The organism is Bradyrhizobium sp. URHA0013 (genome assembly GCF_000518345.1).
In the GTDB taxonomy this organism is placed as follows: Bacteria; Pseudomonadota; Alphaproteobacteria; order Rhizobiales; family Xanthobacteraceae; genus Bradyrhizobium.
Genome location: NZ_JADK01000008.1, coordinates 100,059 through 124,217, shown reverse-complemented (window position 1 = coordinate 124,217; position 24,159 = coordinate 100,059). Strand labels below are relative to the sequence as shown.

Here is a 24,159-nt window from a genome sequence, read left to right as displayed (position 1 = left end):
GAAGTTCGCTACCCCTCATGCCCGGGTTCCCTTAGTTTGCCTGCGGTCGAAACTCCGGCTCGATCTGCGTGGCCGCGGGCATGAACACCCGCGCCGGATGGCTGAAGATCTCGAATTCGTCGCCCCGTGCGATACCGACAAGCGTGATGCCACTGGCCTCCGCCGTTCGGACCGCAAGCGCAGTCGGTGCAGACATGGCGACGACAATGCCGGCGCCCATCGCGGCGGTTTTTTGCACCATCTCGACCGATATCCGGCTGGTGAGGATGACGGCGCCGGCGCCGCCGGATGCGCCTTCGATGGCGAGAGCGCCGGCAAGCTTGTCGAGGGCGTTGTGGCGCCCCACGTCCTCGCGCACCATCATGGTCTTGCTGCCTGGCCGGAAAAAACCCGCGGCATGAGCGGCGCGTGTCTTGTGGTTGAGGATCTGTGACTCGGTGAGGACTGCGATGGCCATGCTGATCTGCTCCGGCGTGAGGCTCGCCGGTTGCTCGACGCACTGAGCGATACGGCCGGCTTCGCGCAGGCTGTCGATGCCGCACAGGCCGCAACCCGTCGGCCCGACCAGCTGTCGCCGTCGCTCCTTCAGCCGTCGCCCGGCATTCGGTCGCAGCCATAGCCGCAGTTCGATCCCATCGGGACCGGGAACGACCGTGAGCTCCTCGATCTCGCCGATGTCGCCGATGATCCCTTCGGTCAGACTGAATCCCACAGCAAGGTCGGTCAGATCGGCGGGAGTTGCCATCACAACGGCGACGGTCGTTCCGTCGTAGACGAGTGCCACGGGACATTCCTCGGCCAGCATCCGCTCATCGTGCGTCCCGCTCGACGTGAGCCGGGGCATTCTCACGGATGGCGTGGGCATGGATGCGCGATCGTGTGCGCCGGATCGAGAGCCGTGCATGGGTGTTCGTCCTACGTCGATTCATCGACGCACGAACCGGAGCAAGGTTCCGAACGGTTGGAACTTGCCATCCCATCTCGGGTTCTGCGTGCAGGGCTTGCGATTGAAGGAAACGCCATGCGGCAAAAGGCAAAGGTCGAGAACAATGATGCGCCGGCAGGCGGCTGGGGCTCACTTAAAGCCGTTGCAAGCATCCTGACGCAGGAAGAGGTCGCCATTCTCGGCAGCGAGATCCTGCTCAAGCAGAACAAGCCCGACGGATTCATGTGCGTGAGCTGCTCCTGGGCCAAGCCGGCCAAGCCACGTCCATTCGAGTTCTGCGAGAACGGTGCCAAGGCGACCGCCTGGGAGATTACTAGCAAGACCGCGACACCGGAGTTCTTTGCGCAACATACGCTGACTGAACTACGAACCTGGTCCGATCATCAACTGGAGGAGCAGGGGCGACTGACGACGCCGATGCGTTACGACCTGGCAAGCGACAAATATCTAGCGGTCGACTGGGACGAGGCCTTTGCGGATATCGGCGCCGAGCTGAACCGGCTCGATCCCCGTTCCGTCGTGATGTACACGTCCGGACGTGCCTCGCTCGAAACCAGCTACATGTACCAATTGTTCGGCCGCATGTACGGCACCAACAATTTCCCCGACAGCTCGAACATGTGCCACGAGACGACGTCGGTGGCGCTGCCGGAGGTGATCGGAGTTCCGGTCGGCACGGTGCTGCTGGAGGATTTCGAGATCACCGATTGCATCTTCTTCTTCGGCCATAACACCACCACCAATGCGCCGCGCATGCTGCATCCGCTCCAGGAGGCGGCGCAGCGCGGCGTGCCGATCATAACGTTCAATCCGCTGCGCGAGCGCGGCCTGGAGCGGTTCGTCAATCCGCAAAATCCGGTCCAGATGGTCGCAGGCGGCACGCGCATCAGCTCGCAATATTATCAGGTGCGTGTCGGCGGCGACGCGGCGGCGATCGTTGGGATTTGCAAATGGGTGATCGAGGCGGACGACCTCGCTCGGGAAAATGAAACTGCGCGCGTGGTGGATGTCGAATTCATCCGGCAGCACACGGCCGGCTTCGAGGAGTTCGCCGAATTCTGCCGTGCACAGGATTGGGAGGAGATCGAACGGGCCTCGGGGCTTTCGCGCGGTGCCCTGCGCGAGGCCGCGAACACTTATATGGAGGCTAAGGCCGTGATCGCCAATTACGGCATGGGCATCACCCAGCACAAGCACGGCGTCGAGACGAACAAGATGATCGTCAACCTGCTGCTGCTCCGCGGCAATATCGGCAAGCCCGGTGCCGGCATTTCGCCGATCCGGGGCCACTCCAACGTGCAGGGCCAGCGCACCGTCGGCATTTCCGAGAAGACCAAGCTGGTGCCGCTCGACAAGCTTGCGGAGCTTTACGGCTTCGAGCCGCCGCGGTGGGAGGGACTGTCCACCGTCGACGCCTGCGAGGGCATTCTGAAAGGCGACGTTCGCGGCTTCGTCAGCCTCGGCGGCAATTTCCTGCGCGCCGTTCCCGAGCGGTCCCTGATGGAGCCCGCCTGGTCCGGCCTGCGCCTATCGGTGCAGATCGCGACCAAGCTCAACCGGACCCACCTCGTGCCGGGCGAGGTCACTTATCTGCTGCCGTGCCTCGGCCGGATCGAAATCGACCGGCAGGCCAGCGGCGCACAATCGGTGTCGATGGAGGATTCCACCACCTGCATTCACGGATCGCGCGGCCAGCGCAAGCCGGTGGCCGACCATCTCCTGTCGGAGCCGGCGATCGTCGCCGCCCTGGCAAAGGCAACGTTGAAGCCCAACCCCAAGATCGATTGGGACGCCTGGGTCGCCGACTATTCGCGGGTTCGGGACGCCATCGAGCGCACCTATCCCGACCAGTTCAAGGACTTCAATGCGCGCATGTTCGAACCCGGCGGTTTTGCGCGGCCGCTCGCGGCGCGCGAGCGGAAGTGGAAGACCCCGAACGGCAAGGCGAACTTCACCGTTCCAAAGTCGGCCTTCGCGCCACCCCGCGAGACCGACGGAGTCTACGAGCTGATGACACTGCGCGCCGACGGACAGTTCAATACGACGATCTACGCCGAAGGCGATCGCTTTCGCGGCATCGAGGGTGGCCGCTACGTCGTGTTCATGAATCCCGCTGACATGGAGGAAGACGGGGTGAAAGCAGGAGATACCGTCACGCTGGTGACGGAGGCGGGCGATGGCGTCACGCGCAGCTTGAGCGAGCTCCAAATCGTCCCCTATGGCATCCCGCGCAGGAGCATTGCGGCCTATTATCCCGAGTGCAACGTGCTCATTCCGCTCTGGCATCAGGCGGAGGGCAGCAAGGTCCCTGCTGCGAAATCCATTCCGGTGCGTTTGTTCAAGGACGTCCTTCCGGAGATCGTCGAGGGCGGAGAGGCTCCGATCTCGGCGTCGTGAACGCCGTCGATCACGCCCACAGGAGTGAAGGACGATGAGAGACAGCGCGTCGGACGTGACCGACATCAGCGACGCCGTTCACTTGTGCATCGACATGCAGAACATCTTCGCTCCCGGCGGTCTCTGGGCGACGCCATGGATGGCGAGGGTCTTGCCGACGATCGCCTCGATCGTTTCGCGCCATCAGGCCAGAACGATCTTCACGCGATTCATCACGCCGGAAGATCCGGAGGATCGGCCCGGACAGTGGCAGAGCTATTTTCGTCGCTGGCGACAGGCGACCCGCAAACATCTTCCGCCGTCCGGTCTTGAACTCGTGCCGGCCCTGAGCCGCTTCGTTCCCCCGGCGGCCGTCATCGACAAGCCGGCCTATTCGGCGTTCAGCAATCCCGGCCTCGCGAGCCTGCTGGTGGACAAGGGAGTCCGCACGGTCATCATCACCGGGGCAGAGACGGACGTCTGCGTGCTCTCGACGGTCCTGAGCGCCGTCGATCTCGGCTTCAGGGTCGTCATCGTCGAGGATGCGCTGTGCAGCTCGTCCGATGTCGGCCACGATGCGCTCATGACGATGTACCGCACCCGCTTTCACGGCCAGGTCGACCTGATGACCGCCGAGGAATTGGCGGAGTTCTGGCGCGAGTAGGGTGCAATCTACTCAATTGACGTTGTCGCCGAGCATGTTGCGGAACGCCGTGGTGACGGCAGCAATGCCGCTCGCGCCGTGCATCAGCGCGATCTCCCCCTGCTGCTCGTGGCGGATGGCGTGGGCCATAACACGCAGGCGCAGATCGCCGCCGCTATGCCACATCTGGTCGGCCATCCTGACCGCGCCGGCGTGATGCTTGCTCATCGTCTCGACGAACAGCGTGTCGAATTGATCCGCCGGCGCGGCCTTGACCTGCCGCATCTCGGCCTGCGTCAGGAAGCCCGGCATGGCGGCACGTTCGTCCGAGCTGCAATCGGGCATCTCGGTGTCGAACCAGCTCAGCCACCAGGTCTCGAAAATCCGGTTCGCGCCCGTCTGGCTTGCGACCATCAGCATCGCCAGCTTTCGCAGATGCGGGTCCTGCGCGCGCTCCGCGGCGATCCGCGCCAGCGCGATGCCCTGGGCGTGATGCGCGGTCATGTGACGGATGTAAGTCTGGTCCGCGTCTCTGTCGTGGCCCATCCACGGCGGCTCGTAACCATGGCCGCCGAACAACGCGGTCGCGCCGAGCAGGGCGATCAAGGCCAGCGCGCCGGTGATCCAGGCATTGGTGAAGCGAACATTGCGCGCGGGTGCAGCTCCCCCCGTCCAGCGCAGCCTGGCGAACAGGGGGTACATCACGGCCGAGGAGCTGTGGACGAGCAGGCCGATCCAGTACGGCTGCTGCAGCGTGAACAGCGGCTGCCAGAACGGAAACAGCGGCACCAACATGAACCATTCCATGCTTGACGAGAACACGGCCCATGGCAGGGCGAGCAGCAGGATCGTGAGCGGCCGCAGGTCGGCGGTCCAGCGTCCGAGCACGCCGAAGAAGACCAGCGCCCAGGAAAAGTCCGCCCATTGATGGAACGCGATCCCGGCAAGGATCGCGCTCCACGACGGCTCTGCGCTGATCGCCCAATCGCGCGCGGGAATGGCGGCGACCGTCATCCAGTCGACGGCGGCATCGCGTCCGATGCGCGCGGCGAAGAGCTGGCTGACGATGGTCGAGAAGGTGCTGCTGATCAGGCCGAGTTGGGCAGCGGCGATCCAGCGGGAGCGCCGCCGTGAGGCGGCTTCATCACCGGGGCGAATTGAACAGGAAATGGCGGACGGCGCGACGGCGTTCACGTCAGCTGATTGAGTTTCTTCGACGGATTGAGCTCGCTCGGCTTGCTCTGTTCGTCCCGGCCGTGCCCCGCTTGCTCCCTGCCTTCCTCATGGAGATCCTGATCCCCGACGATTTCACCGATGGCCTGCTTCGTCTTGCCAGCGATCCGCTGACCGAGGCCCTTGGTCTTGCTCATGGTCCGCCTCCAGGCTCACGCCGCTACCCCGGCGCTTGAAGGGGGTGAGCGCCGGGGCCGCGGTTTGGTCTACTCTGCCTCCGGCAGGGGGGACGTCGGAAGCGTTGATGAGACTCGCTGCCGCGCGGATGGTTCCTCGGTCTCACCGTGGCTCGATCGCGATGATCACGCCTTCATTGCCGCGGAGCAGGATGGTGGCACCCGGCAGCGGCTCGGACGGCAGGTCCAGATGCGTCGACATCAACAGGCGGCCGCGACCTTGCCAGTGCCATTTCCGCGGCTCGGCGGCGATGTTGAGCGCGACCAGAATGTCGCTGCCGTCACCCGTCCGCCTGTAGGCAAGCACGTCGTTCTGCGCGCGTAGCGGCTCGTAACCGCCGTGGTGCAGGCACGCGTGCTCGCGCCGCAACGTCATCAGCGCGCGAAACAGCGCCAGGATCGAACGCGGGTCGCGCCGCTGCCCGGCCACGTTGGCCGCGCCGTCAGGCGGCTCCAGCGGCAGCCACGGATTGCCGGTGGTGAAGCCGCCGTTGGTGCTGTCGTCCCAACGCATCGGCGCGCGTTCCGGATCGCGGCAAAGGCCGTAGCCCGGCACGAGCTTCTCGAAGGGGTCGCGGACGCGGTCGGACGGAATGGGAACGCGCTTGCGGCCGATCTCGTCGCCCATGAAGAAGAACGGCGTTCCCCGCAGCGTCATCAGCAGCATCGCCAGCACCCGCATCTGCGCGTCGCCGATCTTGCTCGCGACCCGCTGCTTGTCGTGACCACCGATCACCCAGACCGGCCATGCATGATCCGGGATGGCGTTGTAATACGCGTCGATCGTTGCTTGCAGGGACAGCGCGTCCCATTGCGAGTCCAGCAGCGCGAAATTGAGCGGCAAATGCAGGCGCGGTCGGTCGTTGCCGTAGAAGTGGCCGATGCGGTCGGTCTTGCCCTGGACCTCACCGCACAACATCCGCCCCGGATAACCATCGATCACCTCGCGGATGAATTCGATGCAATCCATCGTCTCCGGCCGATCGTCGGTAAAGACAGGCGTCTGGCACTGCGGCGGCGGCTTGCCTTTCGCTTGCGGGTTATGCGGATTGTCGCGCAGGAGTTCGTCTTTGATCAGGACGGCGCTGGCATCGACGCGAAAGCCGTCGACGCCGCGATCGAGCCAGAAGCGCATGACGTCGGCGATCGCGGCGCGCAGCTGCGGGTTGCGCCAGTTCAGATCGGGCTGCTCGACCAGGAAGGAATGGTAGTAATATTGCCGCCGCGCCTCGCACCATTCCCAGCCGCTGCCGCCGAAGCGGCTTAGCCAATTGTTGGGCGGACCGCCATTCTCGGCTGCGTCGGCCCAGATGTACCAATCGGCCTTCGCGCTGTTCCGTGAGCTGCTGCTCTCGACGAACCATGCGTGATCGTTGGCAGTATGATTGGGCACGAGATCGAGGATCACGCGGATCTCTGCTGCGTGCAGGGCCTTGAGCAGGCGGTCGAACGCATCGAGGCTACCGAACGCCGGGTCGATGGAGCAGTAGTCGGAGATGTCGTAGCCGAGGTCGCGGAAGGGGCTCTTGTAGATCGGCGTCAGCCAGATCGCGTCGACGCCGAGCCACTTCAGATAATCGATCCGCGACGTCAGGCCGGCAAGGTCGCCCTTGCCGTCGCCGTCCGAGTCCTGGAACGAGATCAGTGCGATTTCGTAGATGACGGCGGATTCCCACCATGCACCTTCGTCACGGGACGCCTCGCTCATTTCCTTGCATTACCTCGTCGTGCGTCCTCAGGTCCGCCCCGCCGTGGCGTGCGCTGCGATCTGCTTGGCTGCTGTTCTGGCGCTCTCGATGCCCTTGGGAAAGCCGCTGCGGTTCGGGTACAGCTTGCGCCGTGCGTCGCGCGGCGGCCGCCGCGGCTTGGTGTCCTGCGCGGCGCGGTAGTCGAGCAGCGCGATGCCGCCGACCATCAGCAGCGCCAGCGCGATATTGCCCTTTTTGGGATTGTCCGCGGTCAGCCCCGAGAGCAGCGCGGCGGCATCAAGACCGTCGCCGCCGACGCGGGCCCACAGGCCAGCGTTCTTCTCGACCGAGAGTGTCGTGATCCCGGCAAGGATCTCGCGCACGCCGAAGGCGCGGACCATCGTCTCATGGCCTTCCATGCCCAGCGTTTCCGTGACGCGCCGCGGCGCGAAGAATTCCACGACGCCGAGACCGATGCTGAACCAGCCGAGCGCGCGGGCGAGCTGGTCTTCGGGGCGCTTCAGGCTCGGGCCGCCCTCGACGATCTTCGGATCGCCCTTGGTGCGCACGATATTGGAGAAATGAAACATGGATATTGCTCCTCAGGGCTTCAACACGACCTTGACGCAGGAGTCGCGCTTGTCGCGAAACACCTGATACATCTCCGGGCCTTGGCTGAGCGGGACGGTGTGGGTGATGACGAAGGACGGATCGATCTGACCTTCCTCGATGCGATGGAGCAGGTCGTCAGTCCAACGGTTGACGTGGGTCTGGCCGGTGCGCATCGTCAGGCCCTTGTTCATGAAGGCGCCCATCGGAAGCATGTCGGAAAATCCGCTGTACACGCCCGCCACCGAAAGGATGCCGCCGGGACGGCAGACATAGATCATCTCGCGCAGCACATGCGGCCGGTCGCTCTCCACCATCACCATCTGCTTGGCGCGGTCGAGCAGCGTGTCGGGCAGGGAGGCCATCACATGCGACTCCATCCCGACGCAATCGATGCATTTCTCGGGGCCTCTGCCGTCGGTGAGCTCCTCGAGCCGCTCCAGGACGCTTTCGTTCTCGAAATTGATGGTGGTCGCGCCGCCGGCTTCGGCCATGCTGAGCCGTTCAGGCAGGCAGTCGATCGCGATAACCTGGTTGGCGCCGAGCAGGATGGCGCTGCGGATCGCCATCTGCCCCACCGGACCGCAGCCCCAGATCGCGACCGTATCGGTCGGCTCGATGTCGCATTGCACGGCGGCCTGCCAGCCGGTCGGGAAGATGTCGCTGAGGAACAGCAATTGCTCGTCGGGAATTCCGGCGGGCACCTTGATATGGGTGGCGTCGGCAAACGGCACGCGCAGATACTCGGCCTGGCCGCCCGGATAGCCGCCGGTCAGATGCGTATAGCCGAACAGGCCGGCGCCGGAATGACCGAACACTTTTTCAGCGAGGTGGCGCTTGCGATTGGTCGTCTCGCAAACCGAGAAATTGCCGCGCTTGCACTGGTCGCATTCGCCGCAAATGATTGTGAAGGGCACGACGATGCGGTCGCCCTTCTTCAGCTTGCCGTCGACGCCCGAGCCGACCTCGACCACTTCGCCCATGGTCTCATGGCCCATGATGTCGCCGGGCAGCATGCCCGGTATGTAATTGTGAAAGAGGTGCAGGTCCGAGCCGCAGATGGCACAGCTCGTGACTTTAATGATCGCGTCGCGCGAATCCTGAATCTCAGGATCGGTGACGGTGTCGCAGCGAATGTCTTCCTTGCCGTGCCAAACCAGCGCCTTCATCTCTGTCCTCCCGCGAGCTACGAGGCATCCAAGTCGAACAGCGAACGATGGTTGCTATCGTACGGTGCAGAATCTTTGCGCCGCACCAGAGTGCGTCCCCGATAGGAACGAGCGGCCACCGCGGTGATTGGAGCGTCATCAATCCCACTCAAGGACTAGCGAAGGATACGCTCATGGCCGCCAACCAACTTGCTGTCGTTACCGGCGCCTCCACCGGCATCGGGCTGGAACTCGCCAGATGTTGTGCCCAAGGAGGCTTCAACCTTGTCATCGCGGCGAATGAGCCCGAGATCGAGAGGGTGGCCGTGGATCTCCGCAGGCTCGGCACCAGCGTCGAGGCGGTCGAGGCCGATCTCGCCACCACCGAAGGCGTCGACAAGCTCTGCGCCGCGGTCGGCGACCGGCCGATCGACGCGCTGCTGGCCAATGCCGGCGTCGGCCTCGGTAAGGCCTTCCTTGACCAGGATTTTGCCAGGATCAAGCACCTTGTCGACACCAACATCACCGGCACGCTGTATCTGATCCATCGCGCCGGCAACGAGATGCTTCGCCGCAATTCGGGCCGTATCCTGATCACGGGCTCGATCGCTGGATTCACGCCGGGCAGCTTCCAGGCGGTCTACAACGCCAGCAAGGCATTCCTCGATTCATTCTCGTTCGCGCTCCGCGAGGAGCTGCGCGACAGCGGCGTCACCGTCACCTGCCTGATGCCGGGCGCCACGGAAACCGAGTTCTTTCGCCGCGCCGACATGATGGACACGAAGGTCGGCACCGAGCCGAAGGACAGCGCCTACGACGTGGCGAAGGCCGGCTTCGACGCCATGTTGCGCGGCGAGTCCGACATCGTGACCGGAATGAAGAACAAGATCCAGACCACAATCGCCAACGTCACGCCCAACGAGATGTTGGCCAAGCAGCATCGCAAGATGGCGGAGCCGGGCACGGCGAAGTCGTAGAACGATGCCGTCGCAATCTAGGCTGAGGACCCCGCCGCTCCCGCGGATCGACAAAGGAGGAATCCGATTCACATAGCCTAATGCGCGTGGCTTCCCAGTCCGCCAGATTGGTTGGGCTGGAGAAGGGGGCTGTGATGCCGATGGATCGCGTCGAACAGGCCTTTATCGCAACGGCAATCACGGGTTTTCTGGTGATGATGGCGGCGATCGTCTGGATGATGATGGGTTAATGGCGGGGAGGGCTGCTGATTTGCGGATCGCGTTGCCCTATGCTGCGGTGCTCCTGTGCCTGGCGGTGACCGCTTGGCTCGCTTTCGCGCATCTGTTCTGATCGCCGTTCGGCTCACCCCTGCGGGTCGGCGATCAGTGCGGCCAGCCTGTGGGCCATCGCCGGCAGATCGATCGGTTTCTCCAAGATCAACACGTCGTGGAATTCCGGACTGATCGTGACCTTGTCGTATCCGGTCGTGAAGAGGAACGGTATGTTCCGTGCCTTCAGTTCGCGCGCGACAGGAAAGATCATCTCGCTGCGGATGTTCACGTCGAGCACGGCGGCATCCAGGATGCTGCCGTCGTGCAGAATCCTGAGTGCGTCATCGAGATCGCCCACCGGGCCTGCGACGTCTGCGCCTAGCTCGCGACATGCCCTGCCGATGTCATCGGCGAGAAAATATTCGTCCTCGACAACGAAGATCCGCCGCCCGCTGAGCGGCGGCAGCGGATCTGACGACGTGGGCGATATCACCATGACGCCTCCCATGCCTTCCTTTCCGGTCCATAGGAACATAGGGCGGTGACCCGCCTTGGTACAAACGTTACAACCGAAAGTGGGTTCCATGAGCAACCGCGACATCATCGTCATAGGTGGCTCGGCCGGCGCGACCGCACCGCTGAAGCAGATCCTGGGCCGCCTGCCGCCGGATCTGCCCGCGGCGGTGTTCATCGTGCTGCACATCCCGGCGCAAGGCATCGGCATTCTCTCTACGGTCGCCAGCAGCGCCGGCCCGCTCCCGGTCCGGCAGGCCGAAAACGGCATGAAGATCGAGCCGGGCCAGGTTTACCTGGCCGCACCGGACCATCACCTGCTGCTGTCCGACGATCGCGTTTTCCTCGGGCGGGGTCCGCGCGAGAACATGGTCCGGCCGGCCATCGACGCCTTGTTTCGCTCGGCCGCCATCAATTACGGCCCGCGCGTGATCGGCGTGCTGCTCAGCGGCCTGTTGTCCGACGGTGCGGCCGGTCTCAACGCGATCAAGCGTTGCGGCGGGATATCCGTGGTTCAGGACCCCTCGGACGCCATCGCCGATGAGATGCCAAGGAGCGCCCTGGAGGCCTCCATCATCGATCTTTGCGTTCCCGGCGCCGGAATGGGTGATGTCCTGTCCGATCTCACCAGGGAAGTTGCCGGCGCCGCGCTGCCGATCCCGCCGGAGATCCGGCTCGAGGTCGAGATCGCGGCCGGCGAGCGGATCGGCAGTGACAAGCTCATCTCGGTGGCTGATCCGGTTGCGCTGACCTGTCCGGCCTGCGGGGGCGTGATGTCCGAGATCAAGGAGTCGCACCCGATGCGCTTCCGTTGCCAGGTCGGTCACGCCTACACCGCCGACATCCTCGCCAAGGAGCAGGAGGGGCAAGTGGATGAAGCCCTGCGGGTCGCGCTGCGTATCATCGAGGAGCGGGCTGAGCTGGTGCAGCGCATGGCCGCCGACGGCCGGCGCAGTGGCCGGCCCGCGGTTGCCGAGATGTACCAGGCGCGGGCTGCCGAATATCGTGAATATGCCGACATGATCCGGCGGGTTGTGCTAAAGTCGCTCGATCCTCCGGTTCGCAACCGGGAGGCTTGAGGGTCGCCATGAACATTTCCCTCGCCGAATGGACGGAGCAGCTCGATACCGAGCGCCGCCATCTGACCAAGGCCGATCGGGATATCGAAGAGGGTTGGCAGCGCATCCGAGACCAGGAGGATCGGATCCGTCAACTCAGTGCCGGCAGCCATGAGGCGGCCCTGGCGGAGCGGTTGGCGGAGGCCCTGAAGCAGACCCTGACCGAATGGCTGCGCCATCGTGTCCTGATCGAGCAGCGGATTGCCTACCTTCGGCAGCAAGTCGGTCCGGAGTGATCCGGGCGGCAGGCCGCCCGAAATCTGCGCCGAGTTCATACATGAAGTCGAGTTGCCGCTCGACGTTGCGGCGCAAACGGTCGTTCTCACGGAGCAGCCGGCGGGCGGTCGCGGTGGCATCCTCGGCCCGCCTGATCAGGGCCGCGAGTTCGTCGGACGTTTGCATCCTAGGGCTCCTGCCGCACGCAACTATGGGCCGGTGGTCGGGAATTGACAACGACGCTCGCTGTATGGAACGCAGCGTGACATTTCCGCCTTTCACCTGTTGAGATAACATCAATTCTGCTATTGCGGCGAGCGGGCATCCAGTCCCCGCAGTGAATGAGAGCCACCGAAGACCATGCATGAAGTCGGCGACCAGTCGGTCGAAAGAGAGCGCCAGATCAACTCCCCGCTGATCATCGGGGTGGGTGCCCCGCCGACCGCTCTGGGCAGCATCGAACGCTTCTTTGGCAAGTTGACCCTTGGGGCCGACCAGGCCGTCGTGCTGGCGCTTCAACATCATGAGGCGCTCGATGAACCCCGGCTGCGCCGGATCGTGCAGAATTCCAGCGGCGGCAAGGTCGCCGACATCAGCGACGGCCAGACCATCGAGGGCGGCACGATCTACCTATGCCCGCCGGCGATGATCACCACCATCCGTGGCGGGCGCTTCGCAGTCCGACAGGCCGAGCAGGCGCCGGGCGAGCGGGCCACCATCGACAGCTTCCTGGTGTCGCTGGCTGAAGAACGCGCCGAGCAATCGATCGGTGTGATCCTGTCAGGCATCGGCGGCGATGGCACGCTGGGGACCGCGACGCTGAAGGATCACGGTGGTCTCGCGATCGCCGAAAAAGGCGCGAGCGACGAGGCGGATCATCTGAAGGACACCGATACGCCGGCCGCGATCGCCGACTACGTGCTGACCGCCGAAGACATCGCCGAGCACATCCAGGTCTATGCCCGTCATCTGCGGCGGCTGGAAGAGAAGCAGGGGTTCGACGAGGTCTTGGCCGCTGCGGCGACCTCGCTGTCGCGCATTGCCGACGTCCTGCGCAGCAAGACCGGCAATGATTTCCACGGCTACAAGCAGAATACCTTTCTGCGCCGCGTGCAGCGACGCATGCAGGTGGTTCAGATCGCCGATATTTCCGCCTATGTCGATTTCCTGCGCAACGACCAGGACGAGGTGCAGCACCTCTTCAACGATCTCTTGATCGGCGTCACCGAATTCTTCCGCGACAAGCGCGAATTCGAGGTGCTGGAGAGCCAGATCGTCCCGAAGATCTTCGAAGGCAAGACCGCGGGCCAGCAGGTTCGCGTCTGGGTGCTCGGCTGCGCCACTGGAGAGGAGGCCTATTCGATCGGTATCCTCCTGCGCGAGCACATGGCAAAAATGGACTCCGCGCCGCAGGTTCAGATCTTCGCTACCGATATCGACGGGCGGGCGCTGGCGACCGCGCGCGTCGGCCGCTACCGCACCAAGATCGAGGCGGACATGACCAGCGAGCGGCTGGCGCGCTGGTTCGTGCGCGAGGGTGACACCTATTGCGTGGTCAAGGAGCTGCGCGAAATGTGCATCTTCTCGCAGCATAACGTGATCAAGGACGCACCGTTCTCCAAGCTCGATCTCGTCTCCTGCCGCAACCTGCTGATCTATCTCAATGCCGAACTGCAGAACCGGGTGATCCCGCTATTCCATTTCGCACTTCTGCCGGATCGCTACCTGTTCCTCGGCAATTCCGAGAACGTGACGCGGCATCCAAAATTGTTCGTGCCGATCGACCGCCGCGCCCGCATCTTCAAGAAGCTCGAGACCGGAACGCGGCTGCCGCCGGAATTTCCAATCACGACCGCTGCGGGGAGGGCAACCCTCGAGGTGGTGCCGGCGCGCTCGTTCCGCCCCGACGTCGGGCTGGAGCGCCGCGCGCAGCGGGTCGCGGAACGCTACTCGCCGGCCTATGTCATCACCGACGGCAACTTTCAGGTCCTGCATTTTTCCGGGCGCACCGGCCGCTTCATCGAACCGACGGCAGGGGTCGCTACGCTAGACCTGCTCCAACTTGTCCACCGCGATCTCCGCCTGGAACTGCGCGCGGTGCTCAGTCGCGCGACGGAGACCAACGAGGCCGCCCATGTCGTGCAGGTGCAACTCGGCGCCAACGGCCATCGCATTCTCGTCGACATCACGGTGGAGCCGATTCAGGATGGCGGCAGCGGCCATCGCAATTTCGTCGTCCTGTTCAAGGAAGGCCCGGTCCGCGCCATTGATCCCGAAGAGGGCCAGCCCAATGCGCTGGTGCAGACCGAGCATGTGGAGCGTATCGAAGGCGAGCTGCGGGCGACGCGGGAGCGCCTTCAGGCGACCATCGAAGAACTCGAAAGCACCAACGAGGAGCTGAAGTCCTCGAACGAGGAATACCAGTCGCTCAACGAAGAGCTTCAGTCCGCAAACGAAGAGCTCGAAACCTCGCGCGAGGAACTGCAGTCGGTCAACGAGGAGCTGACCACCGTCAACGGCGAGCTGGCCCACCGCGTCCAGGAATTGACGCGCGCCACCAGCGACCTCGAGAATTTCCTGGAGAGCACCCAGATTGCGACCGTGTTCCTCGACAACGATTTGCGGGTGATGAACTTCACGCCGGCGATCACGCAAATTCTGCATCTCGTCGAAACCGACACGGGCCGTCCCATCGCGCACATCAAGGCGCGCATCCCGATCGAGGAGCTCTACGACGACATTCGCGGCGTGCTGCGCACGCTCGCCATCGCCGAGCGCGAGCTGAGGGACCCGGACGGCGGCACGCGCTACATCGTGCGCATCCTGCCCTATCGCAGTATCGACAATTTCATCGCCGGGGTAGTCATCACCTTCGTCGACATCACCGCCATCACCCGCGCCGAGGAGCGGCAGCGCTTGCTGCTGGCCGAGCTCCAGCACCGCGTCCGCAACACGCTCGGCGTGGTGCGCTCGATCGCGCGTCGCACGGCCGATACGAGCTCGACGGTCGAAGAGTTTGCTTCCCACCTCGACGGCCGGCTCAACGCATTCGCCCGTACCCAGGCGCTGGTGACCCGCGACCCCGAGGGCGGCGTTGATCTCGAATACCTCGCGGTCGAGGAGCTGCTGGCCTATAATGCGAGAGAAGGCGAGCAGGTGCGTGTCAGCGGGCCCACGGTGCGTTTTCACTCGAAGGCCGCGGAAACCTTCGCGCTTGCCATTCACGAGCTCGCGACCAACGCGCTGAAATATGGCGCCCTGAGCCGGCCGACGGGTCGCATCGAGATTTCCTGGCGCATTGAGCAGGGCACCGAGCCGGCGGAGCTGGTATTCGAGTGGCGGGAGCGCGGTGGGCCGCCGGTTGCGCCGCCGCCGCACAAGGGATTTGGGACCGAGCTCCTGGAGCGCACACTCGCGTTCGAGTTCAAGGGGCAGACCACGATGGCATTCAATCCGAGGGGACTGGAATGCACGATCGCCATTCCCCTCAGCAAGCGCGCGTTTCATACACCGGCGGTAGCCAACTGATGCCCTTGTCGACGCTAGATCGCAGCCTGCTGGATCCGGTCATTCGCCGGCTGAACGTGCTGAGATCGTTGTCGGCCGAGGCCCGCACTTCGCTCGAATACGCAATGCTCGAGGGAATCCAGCGCGCAGGGGCGGGCGAGGATCTGATCTCGGAGGGCGATCCGGTCGACAGCGTGCGCCTGGTGCTGTCGGGCTGGCTCTGCCGCTACAAGACGCTCGAGGATGGCAGGCGCCAGATCGTCAATTTTCTCTTTCCCGGCGAGAGTTGCGACGCGCACGCGTTCCTGCTCTCGGTGATGGATCATTCCATCGCGGCGATGACGCCGGTCGTCTACACCGAAATCAAGCGCGCGCGGTTCGAGAATCTGGTGGCTGGCGACCGTGGGCTCGCGGAAGCGTTCTGGTGCGAGACGCTCGTCAACAACGCGATCCAGCGCGAATGGGCCATCAACCTCGGCCGCCGGGTGGCCTTTGAACGCGTGGCCCATCTGTTCTGCGAAATCATCGAGCGGCTGCGTCCTGTCGGCATGGTCGAGGGCAATTCCTGCGTGATGCCGGTGACGCAAATGGATCTTGCGGACGCCACCGGCCTGTCGGTGGTCCATCTCAACCGCACGGTTCAGGAGTTGCGTGCCTCCGGCTTGATCGTGCTGCGCGATCGCACGCTGACCATCACCGATCTCGATGCGCTCAAGGACGCGGCGCTGTTCTCGCCGAGCTATCTGCAACTCTATCGACGGGCCTAAGCGCTTTCTCGCCTGGGAACGGTCGTTGGTCCCGTATCCGATCGGGTGTTCCGAGGTACTTGATCCAGGTTAGTGTTCGCGGGTGTTTTTGAGCGGACGGCTGGTTTTGAGTAACTTACGTAACTTACGTAAAGGCGCCTTCGTCGCGAAGCTTTTATACTCTCGGTCCATGAACGACGTCCTGCTTTCCCGCGCTGAGCGCGCGATCGAAGCAAGCCGCGTCCTTCGGGCGCAGCACAGAGCGGTCGCGGATCAGCTTGAAAATGCGAAGCGCGAGGTGCGCCGCGTGGTGATGGAAAGTGCGATGTTGCGTGCGGAGCTCAAGGCTCTTCGCGACGATCGCGAAGAGCAGCCCCCCCAACACCTTGTGCAGCCGGAATAGGGGCCGACGAAGTGAACGTGCAGCACGCGCCCGGATGGCGCCCCGCTGCGCGCGTCCGGCGCTGCTCGGCCGCTGTGCTTCGCACCCGCAAAATCACGCCCCGTTAACTTACTGAAATGCAGGAACCTGCGGTTGCGGCCGAAGCTTCGAACGCTGCCGGTCTGGGCCGCCCCAACCGGCACGAAACTCCGGCCCCGGCGCCAACCTCCCGCCGGGGCCAATTCCTTCCATCCAAAGGGCTTTGTGAAAGTACAATGACCGCCAAACGCAACCGCAGGAAACAGACCCAATCGCTCCAGGAGCGATTAGCGGCCTTCGCCGAAACCGCCCGCGAGCGCGCGCGCAGCCTGCCGCCCGGCAAGGAGCGCGAGATGCTGCTTCAGCGCGCCATGCAGAACGAAGTGACCTCGAACCTGACGGACTGGTTGAGCGAACCCGTCTACCCGAGACGAGGAGGATGATGATGCGGAGCATCAAGCACTACCGCGCTTTCCAGATCGATCCGGACGGGCATGTGTTTGGATGCATCAACCTGGTCTGCGACGATGACGAACAGGCCAAGCGCGAGGCCGCCTCGCTCGTGCTGGTGCACCGCATCGAACTGTGGCGGCTGGACCAGCGCATCGCGCAATTCGATGTGCCGCTGGAAGTTGTTCGCCAGTAGAGCGACGAGAGGAGAGTGACGAGGAACCGCGCGCTGCGCCCCGGGTTGGTCGACTGTACCGACCTCGCGAGGAGCCAGCATGACGGAAGCCGACATTCGCAAGGGGATGCCGCCCGTCAAGCTCTCGCGCGAGGCGTTCGAGCGCCGCTACCGGAGCCGGTTCGTCGATCCCGCCTTTGCACCGCTCCAGCGCGAGCTCGACGCGATCGTCGGCGCGGCCTGGGATGCCTACAGCGGTTCACGCAAGGCCCCGCTGACGCGAAAGGCGGGTGCCGGATTCTCCGATCCCGACTACGACATCGCCATCGACTGGCTCGATGCGCGCGCAAACATCCTGGCGGCGCAGCGACGCCATGACGATGCGGACGAGACGCCGCGCATCCTGATCATCAACGGCTCGGCCCGTAGCGAGCACACCTGTCCCGGCGAGATGTCCAAGACCTGGCGTCTGGTCGAGCTCGCCGAGCCGGTCTTTGCCGAGCTTGGGTTTGCCGTCGACATCCTCGATCTGTCGCGCTTGACTTCGGAGTTCGGCAAGACGATCCATCCCTGCAAGTCCTGCGTCGGAACGGCGATGCCGCTCTGCCACTGGCCGTGCAGCTGCTATCCGAACTATTCGCTGGGCCAGACCGACGACTGGATGAACGATATCTATCCGCTCTGGGTCGCGGCCCACGGCATCCTGATCGTGACGCCGGTGAACTGGTATCACGTGCCCGCCGGCCTGAAGGCGATGATGGACCGCATGGTCTGCGCCGACGGCGGCAATCCCGATCCGACCTCGACCCACGGCAAGAAGGCTGCAGAGGCGAAGGCTCTGGAGCTGAAGGGCTGGTCTTATCCGCGCCATCTCGCCGGTCGTCATTTCGGCCTTGTCGTTCACGGCGATGCGGTCGGTGCCGAGGGCGTGCGCCGGGCCTTGTCGGATTGGTTGACCGATATGCAGTTGATCTCGGCGGGCCGCTTCGCCGAGGTCGATGGCTATGTCGGCTACATGGAGCCATACGCCACCTCGCACCGCGCGCTCGATGACGACAAGGCATTCCAGACAGAGGTGCAGAACGTCGCGCGCGCCCTGGGCAGTGCGGTCCGGTTGGCGCGGAGTGGACAGCTTCGCGAGCCCGGTGCGGGCCTGTCCGATCCAAACCCAAAATGACGGCGAATGATCAGCCGTATGATTGCCTGATCGTCGGCGGCGGCCCCGCCGGGCTGATGGCTGCGATCTACCTCGCGCGATTTCGGCGCCGCGTCTGTGTTGTGGACGCAGGCGCGAGCCGGGCGGCGCTGATCCCGCGCAGTCACAATGTGCCGGGCTTCGTCCACGGCCTGTCCGGCACCGACCTGCTCGCGCGCATGTCCGCGCAACTCGGCGAGCTCGCGGTCACGCGCGTTGATGCCGAGGTCACCGGCTTGCGACGACACGATCACGGTTTTCAGGCGATCTGGAACGGCGGCGCGCATACGGCCGCCACCGTCATCCTTGCCAGCGGCATCGTCGACGTCCATCCGTCGTTCGACGAATGGCGCGCGGCGGTCGCGGACGGGCTGTTGCGCTACTGCCCCGTTTGCGACGCCTACGAGGCGATCGGCCGTCGCATCGGCATCGTCGGTCCGCTTCACCGCGCCGCCGGCAAGGCGCTCTTCATGCGCGGCTACTCGCGCGACGTAACGTTGCTGGCAACGGGCGAGGATGACGGGAAGGCCGCCGCACCGGAGCTGAATGACGCGGGTGTCGAGATCGTCGTCGCCCCCGGCCTGCGCCTGAGGCGGAGAGACCACGGAGTCGAAGCCGTCTTCGCCGACGGCCGGACGGCGCAATTCGAGATGGTCTACCCGGTGATGGGTGCGGAGGTGCGCTCGCATCTTGCGATGAAGCTGGGGGCCGAACATACCGGGGAGGGTTACCTGAAAGTCGACGACCATCAGCGCAGCTCGGTCGATGGGCTCTACGGGATCGGCGACGTCGTCACCGACCTGCACCAGATCTCGGTCGCGTTCGGCCACGCCGCGCTCGCCGCCTGCACCATCCACCACAGCCTGCCGCGGCGGCTGGCATGAGGAACGGGGTATCGGACATTGGCAACAGAATCATCCTCGAAGTCCGCGGTCTATGCGGCGCTCTTCGGCAATGTCCTGGTCGCGGTCACGAAGATTGGCGCCGCCGCCTGGACGGGAAGTTCGGCCATGACGAGCGAAGCGGTGCATTCGCTCGTCGACACGACCAACGAGATCCTGCTGCTCTACGGCTACCGGCGCGCGAGCCGTTCGCCCGACGAATCCCATCCGCTCGGCTATGGGCGCGAGCTGTATTTCTGGAGCTTCATCGTTGCGCTGCTGATCTTCGCGCTGGGCGCCGGCGTCTCGCTGTATCAGGGCATTCTGCATGTCGCCGCACCCGAGCCGATCGAAAGTCCGATCGTCAGCTTCGTGGTGCTCGGGCTGTCGTTCCTGTTTGAAGGCGGCTCCTGGCTGGTTGCCCTGCGGCGCTTCAGTTCGGACGGCCAGCGGTTCGGATATTATCAGGCTTTTGTTCGCAGCAAGGATCCTCCGGCATTCATGGTGCTGCTCGAGGACAGCGCGGCGCTGGTCGGCATCGCCATTGCCGCGGCGGCCACCGCGGCTGCCGTAGTACTGAGCCAGCCGGTCTGGGATGGGATCGGCTCGATCCTGATCGGGATATTGCTGGCGATCGTGTCGATCGGTCTCGCGCGCGAGAGCAAGAGCCTGCTGATCGGCGAGCCTGCCGATCCGGAGCTTGCGCGATCGGTCCTCGACATCGCAAGACGTTCGCCCGGCGTGCTCAGGGCCAACGGTCTTCTGACGGTGCAGCTGTCGCCGGTCGAGGTCGTTGCGGCCCTCAGCATCGAATTTGCGGATGACAAGCGCGCCGACGACATCGAGCGATGCGTCGTTTCGATCGAGGCCGAGATACGCAAACGCCATCCAAGCGTGGCGGCGCTGTTCATCAAGCCTCAGACCGATGCTCGCTACCGGGCGGTGCGCGCAAGGCGTTACGGCTAGCTTCGCGAAGTTCCCCGGTGTTCACAATCGCCGCGATGGCAGGAACGATCGCAACATCCCACTGGTTGACCCATGCAGGGGGCGAGCATTGGAGAAAACCGGATGGCTCAATCCGAAGACATGACGCGCTGCATCGCGCTCTGCATGAGCTGCTATCAGACCTGCCTCGGCACTGCGATGAACCATTGCCTCGAAACCGGCGGCAAGCACGTCGAGCCCAAGCATTTCCGCCTGATGATGGCGTGCGCCGAAATGTGCCGGACGGCGGCGCATTTCATGCTGATCAACACGCCGCATCACCGGCACACATGCGGCGAATGCGCCGAAATCTGCAGCGAATGCGCCGAGGATTGCGAGCGGGTCGGCGGCATGGAGGAGTGCGTCGCCATGTGCCGCTCCTGCGCACAATCCTGCCGTGCGATGGCGGCCTGAGGACAAGCCCATGCTGGAAGAGAAACTCACGGAAGCCATCGTTGAGGAGCTGAAGCGGCAGGCGGCGAACCGGCCGCAATTGCTGAAGGTCGAACGCGCGGACGACGCGAAAGCCTCGGAGGAGCTGATCGTCAACGGCAAGATCGACTTGGCCGCGTTGGTCATGGTGATCGCCGGATCTGTCGCCGGCGGACCTTAGGTCCGGCCGGTCAACGGCGCTCTCAGCCATACTCTTCGCCGATGCCGTATTCCCGGTAGATCTCCAGCGGATCGAGGTCGGGAAACAGCCGGCATTTGGCCTGGGCGAGATGCAGGCTCACCGCCGCCGGCTCCTTGCCGTTCGAGAGCATCTTGCGGATGTCGTCCATGTGCGCGCTCGGCTGGTGCTTGGTGTCGAGCTGCTCCAGCGCGACCAGCGCAGTCGCCAGCGCCTCGGTCAGAACCCAGTCGTCGTGGCCGGTGATTCCCTTCTTCGGCATCGGCAGACCCCACATGTGGCGGCCCCAGTCTATCGGGACTTCCGCGAAATCTCCAAGGAGCCGTTGCAGCCAACAGGCGCGCGGAAGGCACCGGCGGCCTTGCTCCGGCTTGCATTATGGCCGGACGTGGCTAAAAGGCGGCATTGCAGGGGCAATAGTATCTTCGTTGAAACAAAGTTGGCGTAGACGGGCCTGCATGGCATTCAGGCCGGCTGTTCCGGTCTGGGCTCCTGATTCCCGCATTTGCAACACGGTCCGGTTGCGCCACCCTCCAAGGCTTGAGCCCGCATGGTCTTTTTAAGCTTCGTCTATCGCTTCGTGACCAACTTCGCATTCATGGCGATGGTCTATTTCAGCCTGAATTTCATGGAGAAGTACCAGAACCGGGCGATCATCGCGATCCTGGTGCTGGTCTATACCGGCATGCGCGCAGCTTCGACGCTCCGGGCGTTTTACTTCTACCAGAAGATCGAGCGGCTGGAGGCTGAGACCAAGCGGCTGCAAGGGCCGATCAATGACGGCGCGGGCGGAACGAACGCGCGCAGGCAGGTCGTGGTTGACGTCGCCCGGCTGCGGCGAGACGGCGAGGTCAAGTCCTATATGGACCTGTTCTTCCTGGCGCTGATCGTCTTGCTCTGCGTCGCCAACATCATGCGACAGTAAGCTCTACTGCGCGCGCTTCTTCAGGCTCGCCACGCGGGTCGGGCGCGGCGCGGCGCTCTTGGGCGCAGTGCTCTTGGGGGTAGTGCCCTCGGCCTCTGCGGCATGCTTCGGTGTGCCATGAACAGCGTGCGCGGTGCGGGGAGCGCGCGACTTGCCGGCTTTGCTCTTGGCCGCGCGGGGCGTCTCGGCTGCCATCGCCAGGCGCGTCGCGGCGCGCCGCGACAAGGTCGTCGACAGCAGCACCTCGACCGAGCCTTCCGGGATCGCAAAGAGATCGCGGCCAGGCACGGGCAGGGTGGCCGCGACATTGGCGAGCGCCATGGTCTTGTGCGGCAGCAGCGGTTGGTGCGCGGCCTGTGCGTTGAGGTCGGCCAGCGAGGGTGCCGAAAGCGTCTTGGTCTGCGCGAACACGAAGTTCGGCACGGCCGGCCAGCGCGCGATCGGTGTGGTCTCGGTCGGCGGATGCAGCAGCCATTCCACCGGCGTGGTCGGCGTCGCCGGTTGCTCGGCGGTCGCGGGCACCACGTGCACGATGCGATAGCCGCGCGCCTTGAGGTCGCGGATGATCTTCGGCAGCGCCGCCACCGTGCGGGCCTGGATGTCGTGCAGCAGCAGGATGCCCTTGCCCTTGGCCTCAAGCCGCTGGATCGCGAGCTGATAGACGCGATCGGACGACACATGGCGCCAGTCGTCGGCCGGGAAATCGGCGCTCCAGACCTGGATTCCGCGCGAGATCAGAACGTTCTCGACGCCGTCGGCGCGCATCAGGCCGGGAATGCGGAAGAACGGAGCGAGCTTTGACGGATCGGTCATCGCTGCCGACGTCCACTCGATGCCGCCATTGATTTGCGCCTCGGCCTTGTCGAGCGGCATCCGGTCCATTGTGAGCGGATGGTTCATGCTGTGCGTGCCGACGGTATGGCCCGCTGCGACCAGCTTGCGCACGCCTTCCGGGTTCGCCTTGGCCTGTTCGCCAATGATGAAGAAGGTCGCCTTGATGCACTCGTCGGCGAGGATCTGCAGCACCTGGTTGGAATATTTCGGCAACGGACCGTCGTCGAAGGTCAGGACGACTTCATGGTCCTTCAGCGGCAGCGTCTCGCGGTACTGCATGGTGCCGATGCGGGGATGCTCGTGCGGATCGACCACGAGCGTGCGGGAGGTCCCGAGTGCGTCCGGATGGCCGGGGCAGTCGGCCGCAATGGCCGGCGAGCCGATGGTCAGGACACCCAAAAATCCGCCGAGGAATCCGCCAAAGCAAAGGACGATCCACGATCGCGTCCGAGCAACAACGCTACTTCCGATCATGAACCCCGTCTGCCCTCTTAAGCGATTGCCGCCATAGTAGGTCGGAGACATCAGCAAACGGTTCAGGCGCAAGAGCCTTTGCCGTTGCAAGTCCCCTCAATACTTGCATGGCGTAGCATGAACAGACTGTTAATAGGGCCCAAATCACCCCATTTTGCGCCGGCGTGACATTCCGGCATCAATGCGCGTCGGCACTCTTCTGCGATGTGCCCGCCGGCACGACGTGAACCACCCGATAGCCGTTCTCCCTCAGATACCGCAGGAAGGCCGGCATGATCGCGGCCGTGCGCGCTTTGGGATCGTGGAACAGGATGATCCCCTTGCCGGCGGCGGCGAGCCGCTCGGTGACGAGCTTCAATTCCTGCTCCGGCGTCATCTCGTTCCAGTCGCTGGCCCACAGGTCAGCCCCGAACACGACGATGCCGCGGGACTGTAGCAGGTCGAGCTCGGCTTGCGTCGCTTCGAAATAGGGAAACCGGAAGAACGGCGTCGAGGGTGTCGTCGTCGGCGTGCCGTGCAGCGCCATCTCGTCGGCGGCAATGCCGCGGTCGATCTCGCTCTTCGCCTTGTCGAGCGGGATCCGCGCCATGAACGGATGCGAGAAGGTGTGGTGGCCGATGCTGTGGCCCTCGCGGGCGATGCGCTTGACCATGTCGGGGTGTTCCGAGGCGTGCAGGCCGATCAGGAAAAAAGTCGCGCGCACGCATTCCTGCGCCAGCGCCGCCAATACCTTCGAGGTCGTCGGCGGATGCGGTCCGTCGTCGAAGGTCAGCACGACCTCGTGATCGGCGAGGGCCAACGTCTGCGGAAAGCTCTTCAGGCCCACGCGCGGCGTGGTCTTGGCGTCGACGCTCAGAATGCGGGAGGTGCCGAGCGCGTCCTTGCGCGGGCACTCGGCGGCTTCAGTCGAGGCGATGCCGGTGAGGGCCGCGAGGGCTGCGCCGGCCGCCATCGAGGTCCGCCTCAGTCGAAGCATCTTTGTCATTGCGCTCAGAGTTGCCTTGTGGGTATTGCCTGAACCAACAGCTCAGACCACTCGTT

General features: G+C 64.3%; 26 protein-coding genes. 16 read left to right on the top strand and 10 right to left on the bottom strand.

Annotation, left to right across the window (positions count from 1 at the left end):
* Positions 1–31: 31 nt before the first annotated feature.
* Positions 32–865, bottom strand: coding sequence for a formate dehydrogenase accessory sulfurtransferase FdhD (gene fdhD, locus N551_RS0113340; RefSeq protein ID WP_027567395.1), 834 nt, complete (start codon positions 863–865; stop codon positions 32–34).
* A 156-nt stretch (positions 866–1,021) separates the two neighbouring features.
* On the opposite strand from fdhD, the gene N551_RS0113335 reads away from it, so the two are divergent.
* The gene (locus N551_RS0113335) at positions 1,022–3,343 is read left to right on the top strand and encodes an FdhF/YdeP family oxidoreductase (RefSeq protein ID WP_027567394.1); all 2,322 of its coding nucleotides are present in this window, start codon (positions 1,022–1,024) and stop codon (positions 3,341–3,343) included.
* Positions 3,344–3,377: 34 nt separating this feature from the next.
* Complete coding sequence (locus N551_RS0113330; protein ID WP_027567393.1) at positions 3,378–3,986, top strand: cysteine hydrolase family protein; 609 nt, start codon at positions 3,378–3,380, stop codon at positions 3,984–3,986.
* Between the two features lie 12 nt (positions 3,987–3,998).
* On the opposite strand, the gene N551_RS0113325 is transcribed toward N551_RS0113330, so the two are convergent.
* The 5 genes from N551_RS0113325 to N551_RS0113305 form a co-directional block, all read right to left on the bottom strand.
* The gene (locus N551_RS0113325; RefSeq protein ID WP_027567392.1) at positions 3,999–5,159 is read right to left on the bottom strand and encodes a DUF305 domain-containing protein; all 1,161 of its coding nucleotides are present in this window, start codon (positions 5,157–5,159) and stop codon (positions 3,999–4,001) included.
* Positions 5,156–5,335: a CsbD family protein gene (locus N551_RS0113320; RefSeq protein WP_027567391.1), complete on the bottom strand. Its 180-nt coding sequence runs from the start codon at positions 5,333–5,335 to the stop codon at positions 5,156–5,158. The genes N551_RS0113325 and N551_RS0113320 overlap by 4 nt, the downstream gene beginning before the upstream one ends.
* Before the next feature lie 142 nt (positions 5,336–5,477).
* Entirely contained in the window at positions 5,478–7,082 is a 1,605-nt protein-coding gene (locus N551_RS0113315; RefSeq protein WP_027567390.1) for an alpha-amylase family glycosyl hydrolase, read from the bottom strand.
* A 27-nt stretch (positions 7,083–7,109) separates the two neighbouring features.
* Positions 7,110–7,652 (bottom strand): hypothetical protein, encoded by a 543-nt coding sequence (locus N551_RS0113310; RefSeq protein WP_027567389.1) that lies wholly within the window; start codon positions 7,650–7,652, stop codon positions 7,110–7,112.
* A 12-nt stretch (positions 7,653–7,664) separates the two neighbouring features.
* A complete protein-coding gene (locus tag N551_RS0113305; protein WP_027567388.1) occupies positions 7,665–8,840 on the bottom strand; it encodes a zinc-dependent alcohol dehydrogenase in 1,176 nt (391 codons plus the stop codon).
* Positions 8,841–9,013: 173 nt separating this feature from the next.
* Between N551_RS0113305 and N551_RS0113300 the strand changes: the two genes are divergently transcribed.
* Positions 9,014–9,796 carry an SDR family oxidoreductase gene (locus tag N551_RS0113300; RefSeq protein ID WP_027567387.1) on the top strand — a complete coding sequence of 261 codons (783 nt, stop codon included), beginning with the start codon at positions 9,014–9,016 and terminating at the stop codon, positions 9,794–9,796.
* A gap of 343 nt (positions 9,797–10,139) precedes the next feature.
* Here the strand turns inward: N551_RS0113300 and N551_RS0113285 are convergent, their stop codons facing one another.
* Entirely contained in the window at positions 10,140–10,544 is a 405-nt protein-coding gene (locus tag N551_RS0113285) for a response regulator (protein ID WP_155809697.1), read from the bottom strand.
* A gap of 88 nt (positions 10,545–10,632) precedes the next feature.
* Here N551_RS0113285 and N551_RS0113280 point away from each other — a divergent pair, with 88 nt between their 5' ends.
* The 12 genes from N551_RS0113280 to N551_RS0113225 all read left to right on the top strand — a co-directional run bounded on the left by N551_RS0113280 (position 10,633) and on the right by N551_RS0113225 (position 20,867).
* Positions 10,633–11,640, top strand: a complete 1,008-nt coding sequence (locus N551_RS0113280; protein WP_027567385.1) for a chemotaxis protein CheB — start codon at positions 10,633–10,635, stop codon at positions 11,638–11,640.
* An 8-nt stretch (positions 11,641–11,648) separates the two neighbouring features.
* Positions 11,649–11,915 (top strand): hypothetical protein, encoded by a 267-nt coding sequence (locus N551_RS0113275; RefSeq protein ID WP_027567384.1) that lies wholly within the window; start codon positions 11,649–11,651, stop codon positions 11,913–11,915.
* Between the two features lie 340 nt (positions 11,916–12,255).
* Positions 12,256–15,423, top strand: a complete 3,168-nt coding sequence (locus N551_RS0113270; RefSeq protein WP_027567383.1) for a CheR family methyltransferase — start codon at positions 12,256–12,258, stop codon at positions 15,421–15,423.
* The gene (locus N551_RS0113265) at positions 15,423–16,169 is read left to right on the top strand and encodes a Crp/Fnr family transcriptional regulator (RefSeq protein ID WP_027567382.1); all 747 of its coding nucleotides are present in this window, start codon (positions 15,423–15,425) and stop codon (positions 16,167–16,169) included. The genes N551_RS0113270 and N551_RS0113265 overlap by 1 nt, the downstream gene beginning before the upstream one ends.
* A 169-nt stretch (positions 16,170–16,338) precedes the next feature.
* On the top strand, positions 16,339–16,551 hold the full coding sequence (locus N551_RS0113260) for a hypothetical protein (RefSeq protein ID WP_027567381.1): 213 nt from the start codon (positions 16,339–16,341) through the stop codon (positions 16,549–16,551).
* 254 nt (positions 16,552–16,805) lie between these two features.
* Positions 16,806–17,012: a hypothetical protein gene (locus N551_RS0113255; RefSeq protein WP_027567380.1), complete on the top strand. Its 207-nt coding sequence runs from the start codon at positions 16,806–16,808 to the stop codon at positions 17,010–17,012.
* Between the two features lie 2 nt (positions 17,013–17,014).
* Positions 17,015–17,215, top strand: a complete 201-nt coding sequence (locus tag N551_RS0113250; RefSeq protein WP_027567379.1) for a hypothetical protein — start codon at positions 17,015–17,017, stop codon at positions 17,213–17,215.
* Between the two features lie 79 nt (positions 17,216–17,294).
* A complete protein-coding gene (locus N551_RS0113245) occupies positions 17,295–18,371 on the top strand; it encodes a flavodoxin family protein (protein WP_027567378.1) in 1,077 nt (358 codons plus the stop codon).
* A complete protein-coding gene (locus N551_RS0113240; RefSeq protein ID WP_027567377.1) occupies positions 18,368–19,273 on the top strand; it encodes an NAD(P)/FAD-dependent oxidoreductase in 906 nt (301 codons plus the stop codon). Before N551_RS0113245 ends, N551_RS0113240 begins: the two co-directional genes overlap by 4 nt.
* Positions 19,274–19,291: 18 nt before the next feature.
* Positions 19,292–20,236: a cation diffusion facilitator family transporter gene (locus N551_RS0113235; protein WP_027567376.1), complete on the top strand. Its 945-nt coding sequence runs from the start codon at positions 19,292–19,294 to the stop codon at positions 20,234–20,236.
* A gap of 102 nt (positions 20,237–20,338) precedes the next feature.
* Entirely contained in the window at positions 20,339–20,668 is a 330-nt protein-coding gene (locus N551_RS0113230; RefSeq protein WP_027567375.1) for a four-helix bundle copper-binding protein, read from the top strand.
* Positions 20,669–20,678: 10 nt separating this feature from the next.
* On the top strand, positions 20,679–20,867 hold the full coding sequence (locus tag N551_RS0113225; protein WP_027567374.1) for a hypothetical protein: 189 nt from the start codon (positions 20,679–20,681) through the stop codon (positions 20,865–20,867).
* A gap of 22 nt (positions 20,868–20,889) precedes the next feature.
* On the opposite strand, the gene N551_RS38765 is transcribed toward N551_RS0113225, so the two are convergent.
* Positions 20,890–21,147: a hypothetical protein gene (locus N551_RS38765; RefSeq protein WP_007603214.1), complete on the bottom strand. Its 258-nt coding sequence runs from the start codon at positions 21,145–21,147 to the stop codon at positions 20,890–20,892.
* 288 nt (positions 21,148–21,435) lie between these two features.
* Here N551_RS38765 and N551_RS0113215 point away from each other — a divergent pair, with 288 nt between their 5' ends.
* On the top strand, positions 21,436–21,810 hold the full coding sequence (locus N551_RS0113215) for a hypothetical protein (RefSeq protein ID WP_027567373.1): 375 nt from the start codon (positions 21,436–21,438) through the stop codon (positions 21,808–21,810).
* A gap of 3 nt (positions 21,811–21,813) precedes the next feature.
* Here the strand turns inward: N551_RS0113215 and N551_RS0113210 are convergent, their stop codons facing one another.
* Together N551_RS0113210 and N551_RS0113205 are read right to left on the bottom strand one after the other, a co-directional pair.
* Complete coding sequence (locus tag N551_RS0113210) at positions 21,814–23,118, bottom strand: polysaccharide deacetylase family protein (RefSeq protein WP_027567372.1); 1,305 nt, start codon at positions 23,116–23,118, stop codon at positions 21,814–21,816.
* Between the two features lie 178 nt (positions 23,119–23,296).
* Positions 23,297–24,103 (bottom strand): polysaccharide deacetylase family protein, encoded by an 807-nt coding sequence (locus tag N551_RS0113205; RefSeq protein ID WP_155809663.1) that lies wholly within the window; start codon positions 24,101–24,103, stop codon positions 23,297–23,299.
* Positions 24,104–24,159 lie beyond the last annotated feature (56 nt).